This is a genomic window from Rickettsia endosymbiont of Orchestes rusci (assembly GCF_964030945.1).
Taxonomy (GTDB): domain Bacteria; phylum Pseudomonadota; class Alphaproteobacteria; order Rickettsiales; family Rickettsiaceae; genus Rickettsia.
This window is the reverse complement of the sequence record NZ_CAXIQG010000004.1, coordinates 83,943-101,419: the sequence shown is the minus strand read 5'-3', so window position 1 is coordinate 101,419 and position 17,477 is coordinate 83,943. Positions and strand designations below refer to the sequence as shown.

Below are 17,477 nucleotides of genomic sequence, written 5' to 3'. Positions count from 1 at the left end.
CAGGCGGGAATCCAGAAAATTAATAGTCATCCTAAATTTATTTCAGGATCTTTTTCAATAGATACTGAAACAAGTTCAGCATGACAAAAAAAAGCCTAAATTCCCGCTTTTAGCTAGAATGACATACGACACTTTTTTAGAGCCATGCGACAACGCCAATCTCATTAGAAAAATTGGATGATAATATAATACTATTTTTAAAAGAAACAAGGTAAAAGTTAATCTAGATTAACTTTTACCTTAATTGAAATTAATTATGTTTAATTTTTGCTTGTGCAGCAGCTATTCGTGCGATGGGGATACGGTAAGGGGAGCAGGAAATATAATCTAATTTCATTCGATGAAAAAAATCTATGGACGCCGGGTTGCCTGCATGCTCTCCGCAAGCACCGAGTTTTAAACTAGCTTTACTAGCTTTTCCACGTTTTATAGAAATCCCGATTAGTTCTCCGACTCCTTCTTCGTCTAAAATAGTGAAAGGATCAAAATCAAAAATCTTTTCTTCTAGATAATACGGAAAAAATGAAGCTACGTCATCGCGTGAAATACCATAAGTAGTTTGAGTTAAATCGTTAGTACCAAAACTAAAATAATCGACTTCCTTGGCTATTTCTCTGCTATTTAAAGCGGCTCTCGGTAGTTCAATCATGGTACCGATTATGAAAGAAAATTTATATTTATAGCGATTTTGTAGGTCATTCACTATTTCGTAGATATAAGATTTTAATTTTTTTATCTCATTAACATTGCTAATTAAGGGAATCATTAATTCTAAAATGCAATCTATATTTTCTGCGCGGTGTAATTCATACATAGCCGTAAAAATTGCTTCTATTTGCATCTGATAAATCTCCGGCGATGAGATACCTAAACGGCAGCCACGATGCCCAAGCATAGGGTTTGTTTCATGCATCGCATGCAAACGTTGATGAATTAAAGATAACGGTAAATTTAAATTATCCGCTAAATTTTGTTTGTCAAATTCGGTTGTCGGTAAAAATTCATGTAAAGGCGGATCGAGTAACCTAATATTTATCGGTTTACCTTGCATAATACGAAATAATGCCTTAAAATCCTCAATCTGCAAAGGTAATAGCTTATCTATTGCGTGTTTTCTTCTTTCTATGTCAGGGGCAATAATCATTTCCCTAACTAATGGAATCTTATTTTTATCAAAAAACATATGTTCGGTGCGGCATAACCCTATTCCTCTAGCGCCGAATTTTAGAGATACTGCCGCATCCAGGACGGTTTCGGCATTAGCTCGAACTTTTAAATGACTTATCTCATCAGCCCAAGTTAAAATTAATTCCGATTCTTCGGTAAAAACCGGCTGAATTAACGGCACTGCCCCTAAAAAAACTTTGCCGGTTCCACCGTCTATTGTTATCATTTCACCTTGTTTAATAGTTATACCGCCTGCTTTTAATAATTGATTTTTCTCGTCTATTATTAAATTATTCGTACCGCAAACACAGGGTTTCCCCATACCTCTTGCAACCACCGCCGCGTGTGAGGTCATGCCGCCTCTAACGGTTAAAATTCCGCTTGAGACATGCATGCCGTTGATATCTTCGGGGCTAGTATCATGCCGAACTAAAATTACTTTATGGTGATGAGACATTTTTTCGGCGTCATAAGGAGAAAAAACCACAATACCCGTTGCAGCTCCGGGGGAAGCCGGTAAGCCCTCGGTTATAGCAGTAAGATTTTGACTATAATCAATTCTTGTATGCAGCAGCTGGTTTAGTGATTCAGGATCGATGCGCATTATAGCTTGATCTTTAGAAATTAATTTTTCTTGAACCATCTGCACGGCAATTTTAATACTTGCAAGCGCAGTTCTTTTGGCACTGCGAGTTTGTAAAATATACAACTTATTATTTTCTATAGTAAATTCTATATCTTGCATATCAAGATAATGTAATTCTAGTTTTTTACAAATTTCTTCTAATTCGGCAAATATTTCCGGCTTTACTATCTGCATCGAAGGAGTTGAACCTATACCCTTTGAAACGATAGGGAAGGGGGTACGTGTACCGGATACGATATCTTCGCCTTGCGCATTTATTAAAAATTCTCCGAAGATTCCTTTTTCACCGGTAGAAGGGGAGCGAGTAAACGCTACGCCCGTTGCCGAATTATCACCTAAATTACCGAAAACCATAGATTGGATATTGATAGCGGTACCGAATGTTTCGCTGATATTATGAATTCTTCTATATATTACCGCTCTATTGCTCATCCATGATTGCAAGACCGCTTTAATTGCTGCTTCTAGCTGGCTGTAAGGATCGCTAATTAATTGACCGGTATATTTTATAATTATCTTTTTAAAATCTTCGATTATTTTTTCTAAAATTTCTATCGTAACATCGTTATCTCTATAAATATTGGCTTGAATCTTATGCGCTTCGTATATTTGATCAAATAAATCAGCTTGTATAAATAACACGGTCGAGCCGTACATTTCCAAAAACCGTTTATAACTATCAAGGGCAAAACGTTTATCATTGCTAGAAATAGCAAGTGCGGTGCAAACTTCATCGTTCATACCAAGGTTGAGAATGGTATCCATCATACCGGGCATAGAAATTGTTGAGCCTGAGCGTACCGATAATAATAAGGGATTCTTACTATCGCCGAAAATTTTACCGGTAGTTATCTCAAGCTTTTTAATAGCCTTTTTTAATTCACTGCTGAAATTTTTAGGAAAACTATGATTATGGTTATAAAAATAATTACAAAGTTCGGTAGTAATAGTAAAGCCATCGGGAATAGGAAGATTTAAATTAGACATCTCGGCAAGCCCTGCGCCTTTATTACCGAGTATATTTTTCATGCCGGCATTACCGTCGCTGCCGCTAGTCCCGAAATAGTAAATTAATTTATTCATATAGCAAAAATAATTATAACTATTTTATAATATAGTATGAGGGAAATAGCCGCAATAATAAATTAAGAATATATGAATTTACTGAATAAAATTTTTTTTTAAATATCATTGACTAAAAGGGGAAAATTTAGCATAATTAACACGGTCGTGCAGTTGCGTGTTTAAATTCTTCCGAATTTCACGAGGAAAGTCCGGACTCTATAGAGATATGGTGCTGGGTAACGCCCAGCGAGGTAGAACACCTAAGGGATAGTGCCACAGAAAATAAACCGCCGATTTTTTCGGTAAGGGTGAAAAGGTGCGGTAAGAGCGCACCGGTAGATTGGTAACAAACTACGCATGGAAAACCCCGCCAGGAGCAAAATCAAATAGGCGTTACAGAACTTCATGTTCCCGGGCATCTCTAACCGGTTGTAACGCGGGTGGATTGCTTGAGGTAAATGGTAACATTTATCCCAGATAAATAACTGCAATGGATGAAATAGCTTAACCGCTCTATAGTCCTTACAGAATCCGGCTTATAGACCATATGTACAGTGTCATACCGTGGCTTGACCCACTACTGTACGAACGTTGAAAAAAGGCTGTGTCATGCCGTGACTTGATCACGGCATCCAGGAAAATAAAGCCATATTAGACTTATTTTAGAATCTTTTTATGATATTATAAGCTGGATTCCGTGGTCGTAGCCACGGAATGACAGAATTTTTACCTCTTTATTTAAACGTTCGTACACTAGTGGGGCAAGCCACGGTATGACACCGCACTTTTTGCTATATACTCCTATGAAATGAAAAGTAAGATGCCGACTAAGACTGAATAGTCATAAAATAATGAAAAAATTATACCATTATCCTATCTGCCCTTTATCAAGACAAGCAAGAGTATTTTTAAGAGAACTGGATATTCAGTTTACAATGATTAAAGAAGATTATTGGCAATTCAATAAAGAATTTTTAAAAATAAATCCTGCCGGCACTTTACCGGTTTTAGAAGAATCTTATGAATTATTTATAATCGGAATTTATCCTTTTATTGAGTATATCCATGAAAAATATCCAAATTTTAATTTTTTAGATGAAGACGTAAATATACGTTGTGAAACTCGTCGATTATTTTCTTGGTTTAACGATAAATTCTATCGTGAAGTAACAAAAATTATTATCGATGAAAAAGTAATAAGATCAATTTCAAATATGGGTAGCCCAAGAACGGAATTTTTGCGTGCTGCTAAAAATAATTTAAACCGTCATTTAGAATATATGACAAATCTATTTGAGCAAAGAAGCTTTATCGCTTCGGATTCTCTTAGTGCCGCCGATATTGCCGGTGCTTGTCATTTATCGGTTCTTGATTATTTTGGCGAAATTTATTGGGAAAAATGGCCTCATATTAAACACTGGTATTCGTTAATAAAGTCACGCCCGTCTTTCAGATTGCTATTACAAGATAGGATCCCCGGCTTCTCTCCCCCTATTTGCTATGCAGATTTAGATTTTTGACTTGAGTATCCATTTCTAACAAATAATATTCACGATCTTCTTCGGTACGTAAATAATTTTCTTCGGTTCTTTTCCTTCTAAAAATTTTTGGATTTTCGGTAAAGAGGTAACAGTTTTTTTTATTTCTTCCTCATCAGCAAAAATAGTAAATTCATAGGTATCTCGAAGCTTACCGTTAACTTGAATTGCCATAATATAAGCCGCCGGCGTAAGCAAAGACTCATCAAAATCCGGAAATGTTCCCTTATATAGAGGAGTTTGATTGCCTAGCGTTCGCCAAGTTTCTTCAGTAGTATGCGGAATAAACGGATTTAATAGCTGAGTTAAAATAGTAAAACCTCTTTCAAAAGTTCTTGTATCTGCAAATTCTTCTTTTTTTAGTTCTTCCTCCAAGCCGTTAAATAGTTCACGCATTCTAGCAATAGCTTTATTTAAGCGAAAATATTTTATATCCTCGCCGACATGTTTTATTGTAGAGTGAATTAACCTATTGAGTTCCTTATTATACGTAGTACTAGGGGCAATTTTTATTACTGACGCTAATATTCCCATACTTTCAAATTTAATAATAAAGCGTGTGCAGCCTTCAATGCCGCTTGTCAACCATTCTAAATCCTTTTCCGGCGGGCTATCGGATAACACGAATAGCCTGATTGCATCGGCTCCGTAATTAGCTAGCATGGTCTCAAGATCAATAAGATTCTTTTTAGATTTACTCATCTTCTCGATGCGCCCTTGCTTTACTTTCTCACCGGTGTCTTTATGAACAAAATTATCTCCTTGTTTTATAACTTCATCAGGATATAACCAATTATTATTAGCATCTTGATAAGTCGCATGTAAGACCATCCCTTGAGTAAATAAGCCGGTAAAAGGTTCTCGAATAGTTAAATAATTTTGTTCATTCATTACTTTGGTAAAAAATCTTGCATATAGTAAATGCATAACGGCATGCTCAATACCGCCGATATATTGATCTACCGGTAGCCAGTAATCGCAAGCGGCTTTATCGGTCATCTTTTCAGCATTAGGTCGGCAATATCTGGTAAAATACCAAGAAGATTCAAAAAACGTATCAAACGTATCCGTCTCACGAATTGCCGGTTGCTGACATTTCGGACAATTAACATGTTTCCAACTAGGATGGTTATCAAGCGGATTACCATGTCCGTCAAATGTTACGTCATCAGGCAATGTAACGGGTAAATTATTGTAAGGTACAGGAACTACCCCACAAGCCCCGCAGTGAATCATCGGAATAGGGCAGCCCCAAAATCTTTGCCGAGATATCCCCCAATCTTTTAGGCGATAATTAGTAACGGACTTACCTATGGAAAGCTTTTCAAACTCCTCGATAACTTTTTGTTTTGCATCCGAAGCAGTTAAGCCGTTTAGGAAATCAGAGTTGATTAGAATATCATCATTATTTATTACCCGTTTGATAGGAAGGCTCATATTAATTGCCAGCTCATGATCGCGTGCGTCGTGAGCAGGGCAGCCGAAAATTGCACCCGTGCCGTAATCCATTAGAACGAAATTGGTAATAATAACCGGCATAACGATATTAGCATCAAACGGGTGAATCGCATAAAGACCGGTAAATATTCCTTCTTTCTCGGCCTTATCAAGCTCAAGGTTACTAACGACATTTGAACATTTAGTAATAAAATCAGTTATTTTCGGTGTTTTTTCTACTAACTGTTCAATTATCGGATGGTTAAAAGCAATTCCGACAAAAGCTGCGCCGTAAATAGTTTCCGGTCTAGTTGAAAATACTTCAATGCTAGTACCTTGATAATCCTTAATTTGAAAATGAAAATTAGCGCCGATTGATTTACCTATCCATTTTTCTTGCATAAAACGAACGGAATCAGGCCAGTCTGTCAAATTTTGTAGCTCGTTTAATAATTCTTCTGCATAATCAGTGGTTTTTAAAAACCACTGATTAAGATAACGTTTTTCAACTAACGCGCCGGAGCGCCAACCGCGTCCGTCTACTACCTGCTCATTAGCAAGCACTGTATTATCAACGGGATCCCAATTAACAAGCGATTCTTTTCTGTAAGCTAAACCCTTTTCATATAATTCTAAAAAGAATTTTTGTTCATGTTTATAATAATCGGGATCGCAACTAGTTATCTCCCTAGACCAATCATAGGAAAAACCCATAAACTTCAATTGCTTACGCATAGTTGCGATATTTTCGTAAGTCCATTCTTTCGGATGCGAGTTATTTTTGATAGCGGCGTTTTCGGCAGGAAGCCCAAAAGCATCCCAGCCCATCGGATGAAGTACGTTAAAGCCTTTTGCCGTCATGAATCTTGCTATTACATCACCGATAGAGTAATTGCGTACATGTCCGACATGGATTTTCCCCGAAGGGTAGGGTAGCATCTCCAGCACGTAATATTTGGGTTTATTGCTATTATTTGAGACTTCAAAAGCCTTTTCATCATGCCAAATTTTTTGCCATTTCTCTTCGATATCTTTCATAATTTTATTATTTTCTATCGGCATTAATGTAAAGAGCACGTGCTTTTCTTAAAATTTTATCCTCAAGAATAAGAGCAAGGTCGGATTTACTATCACTTTGCTGCCAATTATTATTTTTAAGTATTTCTTCAAATATTTTTACCTCTAATGCATCAGGGTGGATTACATCGTCTTTAATAAAAATATTTATTTTAAAACGAAAATTTTGTTTACCGCGAGGACTATACCATTCGGTAATTATAACCCCGCCGTTTGAATCAACTGAGGCTAAAGGCGCAAAGCTTAAAGTTTCTATTGAAGCTTGCCAAAGATATTTGTTAACCAAACATCCGCTTGCTTTGGTTGATTCGTTTTTAACTTTACCGGGTCTAAAAATTATTCCTTCACCGCCTGCCGCAGACCCTATTTCTTCCCATTTTTTGTCTCTCTCGCTTTGCGGATAGCCGTCATCTGCTAAAATATTACTACTTGCACTTATATTATAAGTAATAAGAATCATTGAAAAAAATAATTTTAAATTCTTTTTCATGGTCACCATTTAATAAATTTAGATTCTTTGAACAAAAATATAGAGAAGCTTTTTATATTAGTCAAAATAAAAACAACGTCATTGCGAAGAAGTTATTGCCGGCGTGGATACCGGAATCGTCTGAGCTAAGGAGCCGTAGGCGTTGTTGCATGGCTCAAAAAATAATAAAAATCCGTCATGGCGAAGCCACGAAGTGGCTGTGGCCATCCAGGCTATCCCGAATTACATTCGGGATTTAATTAGAATACTAAACAAGTTTAGTATAAAAATATGTTTATACTTAGATGGCCACGGCGCCAAGAGGCGCCTCGCCATGACGACTCCGGTAGCCCCCCCCAGTGCCTTCGCGGGAATGACACCGAAAATTCAAGCCATGCAACAACGCCTTTGGTCGCTCGCAATGACCATTCCGGTAGCCATGCAACACAATGCGGGTCAAGCCACGGGGTGACCATTCTTTAGCTTACTTAAGCCTATTCCTTCAGAAATAAGCTCATTAAACTCCTTTTCGTTAGAATATTCTAGTGTTGTTTTTTCTTTTATTTGGTTTTTAAACCAGGTAATTTGTCTTTTTGCATATTGCCGAGTTTTGTTTTGTGCTAAAATTAATGCTTCATCTAAAGTTATATTGCCGTTTAGATATGCCGAAATTTCGCTTACTCCGACAGCCTTTAAGGCAGAACTGTTAAACCCTGCAAAATTTTCCTTCATTGAAGCTATTTCGGTAATTGCCCCTTCCTTAAATATTTTTTCTAATCGTTCATTGCATGTTTTGTATAAAAATGTTCGTTCAGGAGAAAGAAATATTACCTTAAAATTAAATTCCGATAAAACTGATTCCTTGGGAAGAGTTTGAAAGAAAAAAATAGATTTGCCTGTTTGTAAAAATACTTCATAAGCTCTAGCTAAACGTTGAGTATCGTTTGGCTTTATTTTAGCAGCCGCCAAAGGATCGATATTTTTCAGCTGACTAAAAAATTCTGCTGTACCTATTTTAGCATGTAAGCTTCTAACCCGCTCTCTTACATTTTTTGATATTTCCGGAATTTGATTATAACCGAATAACAAAGAGTTAACGTACAAACCTGTGCCGCCGACTAATATTACTAATTTATTTCTATAGCTTATTTCTTTTATTTTTTCTGCCGCTAACTGCAAATATTTTACTACCGAAAATTCCTCGGTGATAGGCAAAAAGTTATATAAATGATAAGGTATTTCAGTTTTATAATTTTCCGGCGGCGATGCAGTAATAATAGGAATTTCTTTATATACCTGCATGGAGTCGATATTTACTATTTCGCCGTTGTAAGTTTTAGCTAAATGGTGGGCTAAATAAGATTTACCGCTAGCCGTCGGACCGCATATAATAATTACTTCTTTTTTCACTTTAATTTAAGTTTTTTAATGGATAACTAAAATTAATTATGATCCACACAACAACACCTTCCCGCCTGCGCGGGAATGACATCGAACACTATTCTATAGTCAGCCTATACTTAGTAAGCAACTTCTCTAAAGTCGACTTTAAGTCCTCTAATCCTTTAGCAGTCGTGGACTCGGCTCGTGCGATAATTGCAGGTTCGGTATTGGAGCTTCGCAGCAACCACCAGCCTGTTTCGGTATTGACACGTATCCCGTCAATATCGTTAAACTCTATTCCTTCTTTTAATAGCCGTTCTTTTATCTCACTAATTATTTTAAATTTCATCGTGTCGGAAACAGAAATTTTCATTTCCGGCGTACTATATGATTTGGGTAAATTTTGGATAAGCTCATCTAATGATTTGTTTGAGCAAGATAATAAATCAAGAAAACGTAAAGCTGCATAAATCGCATCATCATAACCGTAATATTTATCGGCAAAAAATATATGACCGCTCATTTCTCCGGCAAGTAAAGCATTTGTTTCCTGCATTTTACTTTTTATAAAAGGATGACCTGTTCGCCATATTAAAGGCTGCCCGCCATATGACTTAATTTGATCAATTATCGACCGGCTTGCTTTTACGTCAAGTATAATGGTTGCGTTAGGATGCTGCTTTAAAATATCTTCGGCAAATAAACAAACAATTTGATCACCGAATAATATTTGGCCGGTTCTACTCACAATGCCTAATCGATCACCGTCACCGTCAAAAGCTATACCGATATCACAATTTTCTTGAGTCACAACTTCTATTAATTCCTTAAGGTTGGAGGGTCTTGTCGGGTCGGGGTGATGGCTTGGAAAATTTCCGTCAATCTTACTATTTATAACTATATTATTATTCGGTAACCTTGCCTTTAAAGCTTCCGTAATATCTCCGGCTGCTCCATTTCCCGGATCCCAAGCAACTTTTAGTTTAGGGTTAATAGATATATTATTTAAAATTCGCTCTAGATATTTAGATTGTATGTCATTGTTGTACTCTATGTTATTACCGCACTCTATGTCATTCCGTTGATCGCAGGAATCCGGTTTATTCTTTATTGTTTCCCGGATTCCCGCCTTCGCGGGAATGACATAAAGGGATGCGGGAATGACATTGAAGCGGCTATCCAAAATCCTCGTTAATAAATCTTGTATTTGAGAACCGAAAAACGGCTTGCCCATTGCTAGCATCTTAAAGCCGTTATCATCTTTTGGGTTATGAGAACCGGTAACCATGATACTTGCTGCCGGCATTAGTCGTTTATCGGCAAAATATAGCATCGGCGTCGGTACGATGCCTATTGTAATTACGGATGCGCCTCCGTCTACTAATCCTTTAATTAATGAATCATAAAGGGCAGGGGAGCTAAGCCTGCCGTCACGACCGATACAAATTTTATTATTGTTATTGCTTATAGTAGTTTCGGCAAAACAAAATCCAATTTTATAAGCGGTTGTTTCAGTTATATCTGTAAAGCTATTGCCTCTTATATCATAAGCTCTAAAAATTTCTTTATTGATGGGCATTTATTTTCTAAAAGTATATTTGCTTGTTTTTTATTTCGATGTCATTCCGTGAAAACGGGGCGTTGTTGCATGGCTAGAATTTTTGCAAAGTGCTTGGGTGTCAAGCCACGGTATGACACCGTACTTATAATAACCATAATACGGTAAATTATTAGCCATGCAACAACGCTGCGACTGCTGACATCCTACGCCTCGTAAACCCTAGTTGCAATTTCCTTAAGCTCCTTTGCTACCGCAGATAAATTCGCACAGTTTGCCATTGATATATAAACATCCAAAGTTTCTTTGGCAATTCTTTTTTGCTTTTCAATTGATTTTATATTAGTAATAGTCCTCATATTATGTAAACGATCTATAACTTTAATAGTGCAGGCTTTACGCTCTAGGTCAGGGAAGTTATTGATTTTATAAAAGATTTCTTCTTTAGATAATTGGTGTTCGGTAGTTAATTTAGTTACAATATCTACTATTTCCGCTACTCTTTTATTGAAAAGTAATTCAATTTGTTTAAGAGAAGAAGAGGTATCTTCGATCACGTCATGTAAAATAGCCGCGATAATAGTATCCGTATCAAAGAGATAATCCGAAACCATTGAGGCAACTTCCATAGGATGCGAATAATAAGGCTCTCCGGAATGTCTTTTTTGCTCACCGTGAGACTTTTTTGCAAAGTAAATTGCTTTTTCGATTTCGTTAAGATTTATTTTATTTTTTGCAATTTCATTTTTTTTAGCAAGTTTATTAAATAGTTCCTTAGCATAATAATTATCCGATTCACTTCCCTCATTCATAATTATCTCCAATAACTATTTGATTATTAAGTAAATTATAAGCTAAAAGTATTTCCTAGATATACTTTTTTTACTTCCGCGCTTGTAGCTACTTCTTTTGAATTACCTTCTAATAGTACTTTGCCGTCAAAAATAACATAAGCTCGATCTACAATATCTAAGGTATCGCGTACATTATGATCGGTAATTAAAATACCGATATTAAACTCACGTAAATAAGTAATTAGGTTTTTTATATCTGAAACGGCAAGGGGATCAATCCCTGCAAGCGGCTCATCTAACATAATAAATTTAGGTTCGATAGCCAAAGTTCTAGCAATTTCAAGCCTACGCCTCTCCCCGCCCGATAACCCTACGGCAGGTAAATCTTTTAAATGTAAAATAGAAAATTTCTTTAATAAATCATTTGTTTTTTGTTCAATTATTTCTTTATCGTTTTCGGATATTTCTAATATTGCCTTAATATTATCCTTGACCGATAACCCACGAAAAATTGAAGGTTCTTGAAGAAGATAACCAAGACCTAATCTTGCTCTTAAATATATCGGTAAATTAGTAATATTTTTATTATTTAATAATAATTTCCCTTTGTCGGGTTTCATTAACCCGATAATAATACTAAAACAAGTAGTTTTTCCTGCTCCGTTGGGACCGAATAATCCAACCACTTCACCTTTATTTAGCTCAAGAGAAATGTCGCTCAGTATCATCCTTTTTTTATAGGATTTTGATATATTTTTAATTTCTAATTTATCCATTAATTTTTTTTCATTGCAGTGTCTAAATCAATATAATAAATTAGTTTATCGGTTTTTAAAATACTACCGTCATGCTGTAATATTACGTTACCGAGTAAAATAAGTTGTTTATTGTCTAAAAAATATTCTGCCGAATCGGCAATTAATAATTCATCATGCATTTCTCTCTTTACCGTTAATTTTGTCGGAATAATAATACGATCAACGGTTTTTTCATTTCCTTCTATTTTATAAATAACTTCTAATATCTCTGTTCTTAATACTGCATCCTCAAAATATACGATTACTTTTCCTATATATTCTATTTTCTGCTTTATTCTATCGATAATTAAACTATCGGATTGTATATATAGATTAGAAGGAAGAGCTTTAACTTCTTGCTCTTTTGCAAATATTTCCGTTCCGAATAAAAACAGTAAAATAAATAATATCTTATATTTAAATCTAAACCGGAACATAAACATAATTCCAATTAAAAATTTAATAGATTGATAGTTGTAAAAACATTCCCTTTAAAAATTATAAGATTATTATCATTTTGAGTACTAAAACTATTTGATATTACACTAGAATTTTTATAAGTTAATGTGACGGAAGAGTTACTTACTATATCTTTTTGAATTAAATCAATTTGTGCGTCATTAGTATTAAATACTATATCTTCTAAAAAAACTTTTACATCATTTTGTAAGTTTAAAATGTTTGATTCCTTATTTAAAAAACCGTTTTTTGCATTAATAGTAAGCAGGCGGTTGTCATTTAATTCATACAATACATTTATTTTATCTAATTTATATTTATCATCTGAATCTTTTATAGCTTGCTCGGCTTTAACCGTATATGAATTTAAATTTTTATTCAGCCCTTCAAAAACAGAATCTTTTAATATAATTTTATATTCTAGATTATGCTCGGTAGCATGATTGACCTTGGCGGAAGAGGATAGGGGAGTATTTAGCTTGTGATCGTGTTTTTCAATCATATTAGAAGTATTTTTTATTAATATATATCCGATATATAAAATTCCTATTATGCATAAAAAAGAGAAAATTTTTAATGAAGCAGTTTTTATTTTATAAGATAACATACGGATATTTATATGTGGGTTGTTATGGTGTTATTTCCGGCTGGTCGGTTAGCATGTTCTATGTCATTCCCGTGAAAACGGGAATCTAGAAAAATTATAGTCATCCTGAATTTATTTCAGGATCTTTTAATAGATGCGGCAAACTTGTTCAGCATGACAAAGAAAAGCCTGGATTCCCGCCTACGCAGGAAGGACATCAAAAAAATGACGATCCAGTTTAACTAACCCCGCTTCTTAGTAAATCATGAATATGAACAATACCTTTAACTATATTATTCAAAACTACCGGTATATTAGTGATCTTTTCGTTTTTTATCAAATCCAATGCATCTTTGGCAAAGATAAACGGCGAAATATAAGTAGGATTTTTAGTCATTATATCGATCGCAAATTTTGCATTTATCTTATCGTTAATATGACGACGCAAATCACCGTCCGTTATAATTCCCAGTAAATGTAAGTCTTTATCAACTACTAAAGCACACCCCAAGCATTTTTCATTCATTATGATTATAGTATCGGTAAAAGGCGTGTCTTCATATACTAAAGGTATTTGATCACCGGTACGCATCAAATCACCGATTTTTGTCAGATTTGCTCCAATCTTGCCGCCCGGATGATATAGCCGAAAATCATCTTTAGTAAAGCCACGCTCTTCATGTACTGCAGTTATTAAAGCATCACCGAGTGACAGCATTATTAAGGAAGAAATAGTAGGGGCGCCGATTAACGAAGCTTCCGCATATTTCGGAACTATCAATAAAAAATCACTTTTTTGTGCTAAATTAGAAGTAGCGTTCATCGTCATGGCCACAATTTTTATGGACAAGTTTCGGCAATATTCAATTATATTAATTAATTCTTTAGTCTCACCGGAATTAGATAGCATAATAACCAAATCATCAGAGGTTACCATACCTAGGTCGCCATGGCTTGCTTCTGCCGGATGAAGATAAAAAGCCGGCATACCCGTCGAGGCAAAGCTAGCTGCTATTTTCCTGGCAATATAACCGCTTTTACCCATACCGGTTAAAATTACTCTACCTTTAAAATGTAAAAGATAATTTATAATTTTATCAAAATCATTCGGTATATTGTCGGATAATTTTTGTAAAGCGCTAGCTTCTGCGAAGATAACTCTTTTAGCAATAGCCGAATAATTATTATTAATCTTTTTGGTCATATTGGTCATAATAATATTATATTACAAAAATTAAGCTTTGACTAGATTAGATTTAAGATATAGATATTACAAAAGTTCTATAATCTATATTATGGAAAGTAAAACATAGATATTTATTAATTTCAGCTCGGGCCTCCGTTAATATATTTCTTATTTTACCTCCTTAAAGACTAAATTTAAACCCCTCTGTTGTTGAAGAAATATATACTACAATTTCTGAAATTGATGGAGTAAAAAATAGTTGGCAAATCACCGAAAAGCTTTTACCTCAAACAATCGATCGACTCACACGTTCAGTAATTATAACATCTACAGGGGCTTCTAATCGTATTGAAGGTAATAAGCTTACTGATACTCAAGTAGAAAGTTTATACAGAGGTTTGCGTGTTCAAAAATTTAAAACGCGTGATGAGCAGGAAATAGTTGGGTATATACAATGTCTTGAATTGATATTTAATAATTATCAAGAAATCTATATTACAGAATCATTTGTGTTAAAGCTGCATAGTGACATGTTGGTTTATAGTGAAAAGGATATACGGCATAAAGGAAATTATAAATTTGGATCAAACCGAGTAGAAGCAAAAGATTATAATGGTAATATAATTGGCGTAATATTTGATCCGACTCCACCTTATTTGGTAAAAAAAGAAATGCAAGAATTAATAGATTGGTATAATTGGGCTTTTACTAATAAAGTAAAACATCCGCTTATCCTTATTGCTAATTTTATTTTTGAGTATTTAGCAATCCACCCATTTCAAGATGGAAATGGTAGGACGAGTAGATTGTTAACTAATGAACGCATTATAGAGGCAAATAAAACTGATTATTATGTAGAACTTAATAAAACTCAATCTACATGGAAAACAGAATTAGAAGATATTACTTCTTGGTTAAAATTTTTTTTAAATATCGTTAAATTACAAAGTACTCAAGCATTACAAATTATTGAAGAGGATAATATAGAATATTTATTGTCTGCAAAACAGCTAGCTCTATGGAACTGGATTAATGAAGGAGTCGAAGAATTTAGCCGCAAAGATGCTGTCAACGCATTAGGGTTTCCTGAACGTACCGTTGAGTCTATAATTAAAAAATTAGTGAATTTAAAACGTTTAAATCGATTAGGACAAGGTAAAGCTACACGTTATAAGCTTACAAATAAAAATAAAATTAAAAAAAGTACTATTTCCAATTCTTGAAGAGATTTTTTTATTGCTTCTACGTTTGGTTGTGATTCTTTATTTGATGGTGGTAGTCTGCCTATCATTATAACTCGCTTAAATATTCTCTAGATTCCCGCCTTTAGCTAGGAATGACATCAAAAATTCGAGCCATGCAACAAAGCCTCCTATAAAAGAAGGCTACGCATAATTATAAATCTCTACAAACCCTGAACCAAGATAGATTGAGATTAATGGTTGTTGACTTTATCAGGAAAGCGATCTACTACCAGATTTAAAATAATATTGTGTTCAAGAAAAGCTTTTGCCCCGGCAAGCATTATAGTAAAACCTTCCGTTGAAGAGAGGGCTTGCTCTATTATCTCATCACCGTCGCCGATAAATCCCGTATTTGTAACACTAACAAAAGTTTCGTCAATTGCTAGAGAAGTAAACTGCCACTCTACCAATGTAGTTTTATATAAGCTCCACTCAATAACTATTCTCTTATTTTTTTCAATCTCTTTGACGTTAACTTGTACGGAATGACCGTACATCTCCCAATCCCACCGGATTTGTTTACCTACTTGTAATCTATCACTACCTTTAGTAAACCAGAATTTGGCTGTAATAGCGGGATTCACAAAAGCTTCAAATACTTCTTCAACCGGTTTGCGAATAAGCATTTCTGCCTTAGCAGAAGGAGCTTGTTTAATACGCAAAAACGGTTGAGCTGTATGTTCATCATTATTATTTCTCATTGCTAAAACCTCCTTTTGCAAAGCAACTATTATACATTATTTTTTTCTTTCTCATTATTTGTTAAAGTCATAAAACGCTAGAGTTTATTAGTAAGACATATCTAATAATATATTATCTTTTTATTTTGAATCATTATCGCTGTAACAGAAATAAGCGCAAGAGTTATACTTACCATAAAGAAAATACCTAAAATTAAAGGAGATTGATATTTTTCTAATAAATAAGAAGCTATAATCGGAATGAAGCTTGCTACTGAATAAGCACTATTATAAATTAAGGCTGTAGCGGTGTAGCGCATTTTAGTAGCAAATAAACGTGATAATATAGGCATGTAGCTAGTAAAAAAAAGAGAAATAAATAATTGATAGATTATAAAAAATATTTGCAGTGACCAAAAAGTTTTATAATTAAGTAAAGTAAACGATAAAAATAAAAATATGCTGAAAAATATTAAAGAGAATAATAAAATTTTTAACTTTGAAATATAATCCGACAACCAGCCAAAAATAATTGTAAAGATAAAAGAGGTTACCATACTAACCGTCATACTACTGTAGATATCAGCTAATTCATAATTAAAATATTTATTGATATAAACAGGAAAATATAGATTTATAATAACCAAATTAGCATGAAAAAATACTAATCCGAAACCTATAGCTATTGTAGGTAAGTTTTGCGACAGTAATAACTTTAACGGTAGTAATAAATTAGTGTTAGTTTTTTTATTTCGGCTATTCTCTTCTTGTAGAAATTCCGGTGTTTCACTAATATTTTTACGAATATAGTAAGAAATTATAGCCAATACTCCTCCTATTATAAAAGGTACTCGCCATACCCATTCAATAATTTCTTTATAGCTATATAGTTTATTTAATATAGCCACCATTGCTGTAGCCATAAGTGCGCCTATACTGATACTTGATAGCATTACGCTACATAATCTACCTAATTTATTAGCAGGAGCATATTCGCTAATAATGGTAGTAGCGCCGGGTAATTCAGCACCTAAAGATATACCTTGACATAAGCGACATAATAATAGTCCAAATGTTTTTTTTCGCCCGTAAGTATCGGCTATCATGCCTATAATAGTTCCTCCAAACGGTCTAATTAAATATCCTACGGCAAAAACTATAAAAGTTTGAATAATGCCGCTTAAGCTATCATGCATAGAGAAAAAAATATCCGATAAATATTTAGCCATCATTCCGTATATAACAAAATCGTAATATTCAAGCCCGGAGCCTAATGAAGTAAGCAAAGCTACTTTTAAAGAGATACTATTATTTTTAAATTTCCCTTGAATTTCATTGTGTGTTTTTGACATATTGCTATTATTAATTCATTATAAGCATTCTGCTTTACA

General features: G+C 34.4%; 16 protein-coding genes and 1 other RNA gene. 4 read left to right on the top strand and 13 right to left on the bottom strand.

The features are described 5' to 3' along the window. Window positions 1-250 precede the first annotated feature (250 nt). Window positions 251-2,896, bottom strand: a complete 2,646-nt coding sequence (gene ppdK / locus AAHM91_RS04040; protein WP_341792684.1) for a pyruvate, phosphate dikinase — start codon at window positions 2,894-2,896, stop codon at window positions 251-253. Window positions 2,897-3,033: 137 nt separating this feature from the next. On the opposite strand from ppdK, the gene rnpB reads away from it, so the two are divergent. After that, window positions 3,034-3,433: RNase P RNA component class A (gene rnpB, locus AAHM91_RS04035), an RNA gene on the top strand. 296 nt (window positions 3,434-3,729) lie between these two features. After that, on the top strand, window positions 3,730-4,398 hold the full coding sequence (locus AAHM91_RS04030; RefSeq protein ID WP_342269961.1) for a glutathione S-transferase family protein: 669 nt from the start codon (window positions 3,730-3,732) through the stop codon (window positions 4,396-4,398). Window positions 4,399-4,413: 15 nt separating this feature from the next. Here the strand turns inward: AAHM91_RS04030 and leuS are convergent, their stop codons facing one another. Together leuS and AAHM91_RS04020 are read right to left on the bottom strand one after the other, a co-directional pair. Continuing rightward, window positions 4,414-6,891 carry a leucine--tRNA ligase gene (gene leuS / locus AAHM91_RS04025; RefSeq protein ID WP_342270726.1) on the bottom strand — a complete coding sequence of 826 codons (2,478 nt, stop codon included), beginning with the start codon at window positions 6,889-6,891 and terminating at the stop codon, window positions 4,414-4,416. Window positions 6,892-6,898: 7 nt separating this feature from the next. Further along, window positions 6,899-7,420 carry a DUF3576 domain-containing protein gene (locus AAHM91_RS04020; RefSeq protein ID WP_341792682.1) on the bottom strand — a complete coding sequence of 174 codons (522 nt, stop codon included), beginning with the start codon at window positions 7,418-7,420 and terminating at the stop codon, window positions 6,899-6,901. Window positions 7,421-7,565: 145 nt separating this feature from the next. On the opposite strand from AAHM91_RS04020, the gene AAHM91_RS04015 reads away from it, so the two are divergent. Further along, window positions 7,566-7,871 carry a hypothetical protein gene (locus tag AAHM91_RS04015; RefSeq protein ID WP_342269960.1) on the top strand — a complete coding sequence of 102 codons (306 nt, stop codon included), beginning with the start codon at window positions 7,566-7,568 and terminating at the stop codon, window positions 7,869-7,871. Here the strand turns inward: AAHM91_RS04015 and miaA are convergent. From miaA to AAHM91_RS03975, 8 genes are all read right to left on the bottom strand, one after another. Next, window positions 7,856-8,809 carry a tRNA (adenosine(37)-N6)-dimethylallyltransferase MiaA gene (gene miaA / locus AAHM91_RS04010; RefSeq protein ID WP_341792680.1) on the bottom strand — a complete coding sequence of 318 codons (954 nt, stop codon included), beginning with the start codon at window positions 8,807-8,809 and terminating at the stop codon, window positions 7,856-7,858. The genes AAHM91_RS04015 and miaA overlap by 16 nt on opposite strands. Before the next feature lie 88 nt (window positions 8,810-8,897). Then, on the bottom strand, window positions 8,898-10,361 hold the full coding sequence (locus AAHM91_RS04005) for a phosphomannomutase/phosphoglucomutase (protein ID WP_342269959.1): 1,464 nt from the start codon (window positions 10,359-10,361) through the stop codon (window positions 8,898-8,900). A 30-nt stretch (window positions 10,362-10,391) separates the two neighbouring features. Next, window positions 10,392-10,520 carry a hypothetical protein gene (locus AAHM91_RS04000; protein WP_341792677.1) on the bottom strand — a complete coding sequence of 43 codons (129 nt, stop codon included), beginning with the start codon at window positions 10,518-10,520 and terminating at the stop codon, window positions 10,392-10,394. Between the two features lie 26 nt (window positions 10,521-10,546). Beyond that, window positions 10,547-11,152: an HD domain-containing protein gene (locus AAHM91_RS03995; RefSeq protein ID WP_342257002.1), complete on the bottom strand. Its 606-nt coding sequence runs from the start codon at window positions 11,150-11,152 to the stop codon at window positions 10,547-10,549. Window positions 11,153-11,187: 35 nt separating this feature from the next. Continuing rightward, window positions 11,188-11,910 carry an LPS export ABC transporter ATP-binding protein gene (gene lptB, locus AAHM91_RS03990; protein ID WP_253307629.1) on the bottom strand — a complete coding sequence of 241 codons (723 nt, stop codon included), beginning with the start codon at window positions 11,908-11,910 and terminating at the stop codon, window positions 11,188-11,190. Then, window positions 11,910-12,374, bottom strand: coding sequence for an LptA/OstA family protein (locus AAHM91_RS03985; RefSeq protein WP_341792675.1), 465 nt, complete (start codon window positions 12,372-12,374; stop codon window positions 11,910-11,912). The genes lptB and AAHM91_RS03985 overlap by 1 nt, the downstream gene beginning before the upstream one ends. An 8-nt stretch (window positions 12,375-12,382) precedes the next feature. Then, a complete protein-coding gene (gene lptC, locus AAHM91_RS03980) occupies window positions 12,383-12,997 on the bottom strand; it encodes an LPS export ABC transporter periplasmic protein LptC (RefSeq protein ID WP_341792674.1) in 615 nt (204 codons plus the stop codon). 217 nt (window positions 12,998-13,214) lie between these two features. Beyond that, window positions 13,215-14,180 carry a KpsF/GutQ family sugar-phosphate isomerase gene (locus AAHM91_RS03975; RefSeq protein WP_253307632.1) on the bottom strand — a complete coding sequence of 322 codons (966 nt, stop codon included), beginning with the start codon at window positions 14,178-14,180 and terminating at the stop codon, window positions 13,215-13,217. Between the two features lie 380 nt (window positions 14,181-14,560). Here AAHM91_RS03975 and AAHM91_RS03970 point away from each other — a divergent pair, with 380 nt between their 5' ends. Further along, entirely contained in the window at window positions 14,561-15,385 is an 825-nt protein-coding gene (locus AAHM91_RS03970; protein ID WP_342269958.1) for a Fic family protein, read from the top strand. A gap of 212 nt (window positions 15,386-15,597) precedes the next feature. Here the strand turns inward: AAHM91_RS03970 and AAHM91_RS03965 are convergent, their stop codons facing one another. Together AAHM91_RS03965 and AAHM91_RS03960 are read right to left on the bottom strand one after the other, a co-directional pair. Then, the gene (locus tag AAHM91_RS03965; protein ID WP_342269957.1) at window positions 15,598-16,107 is read right to left on the bottom strand and encodes an SRPBCC family protein; all 510 of its coding nucleotides are present in this window, start codon (window positions 16,105-16,107) and stop codon (window positions 15,598-15,600) included. 101 nt (window positions 16,108-16,208) lie between these two features. After that, the gene (locus tag AAHM91_RS03960) at window positions 16,209-17,438 is read right to left on the bottom strand and encodes an MFS transporter (protein ID WP_342269956.1); all 1,230 of its coding nucleotides are present in this window, start codon (window positions 17,436-17,438) and stop codon (window positions 16,209-16,211) included. Window positions 17,439-17,477 lie beyond the last annotated feature (39 nt).

Coding starts and splice junctions, on each gene's coding strand:
- ppdK (WP_341792684.1), bottom strand. CDS start 2,896: ATGAATAAATTAATTTACTATTTCGGGACTAGCGGCAGCGACGGTAAT.
- AAHM91_RS04030 (WP_342269961.1), top strand. CDS start 3,730: ATGAAAAAATTATACCATTATCCTATCTGCCCTTTATCAAGACAAGCA.
- leuS (WP_342270726.1), bottom strand. CDS start 6,891: ATGAAAGATATCGAAGAGAAATGGCAAAAAATTTGGCATGATGAAAAG.
- AAHM91_RS04020 (WP_341792682.1), bottom strand. CDS start 7,420: ATGAAAAAGAATTTAAAATTATTTTTTTCAATGATTCTTATTACTTAT.
- AAHM91_RS04005 (WP_342269959.1), bottom strand. CDS start 10,361: ATGCCCATCAATAAAGAAATTTTTAGAGCTTATGATATAAGAGGCAAT.
- AAHM91_RS04000 (WP_341792677.1), bottom strand. CDS start 10,520: ATGGCTAATAATTTACCGTATTATGGTTATTATAAGTACGGTGTCATA.
- AAHM91_RS03995 (WP_342257002.1), bottom strand. CDS start 11,152: ATGAATGAGGGAAGTGAATCGGATAATTATTATGCTAAGGAACTATTT.
- lptB (WP_253307629.1), bottom strand. CDS start 11,910: ATGGATAAATTAGAAATTAAAAATATATCAAAATCCTATAAAAAAAGG.
- AAHM91_RS03985 (WP_341792675.1), bottom strand. CDS start 12,374: ATGTTTATGTTCCGGTTTAGATTTAAATATAAGATATTATTTATTTTA.
- lptC (WP_341792674.1), bottom strand. CDS start 12,997: ATGTTATCTTATAAAATAAAAACTGCTTCATTAAAAATTTTCTCTTTT.
- AAHM91_RS03975 (WP_253307632.1), bottom strand. CDS start 14,180: ATGACCAAAAAGATTAATAATAATTATTCGGCTATTGCTAAAAGAGTT.
- AAHM91_RS03965 (WP_342269957.1), bottom strand. CDS start 16,107: ATGAGAAATAATAATGATGAACATACAGCTCAACCGTTTTTGCGTATT.
- AAHM91_RS03960 (WP_342269956.1), bottom strand. CDS start 17,438: ATGTCAAAAACACACAATGAAATTCAAGGGAAATTTAAAAATAATAGT.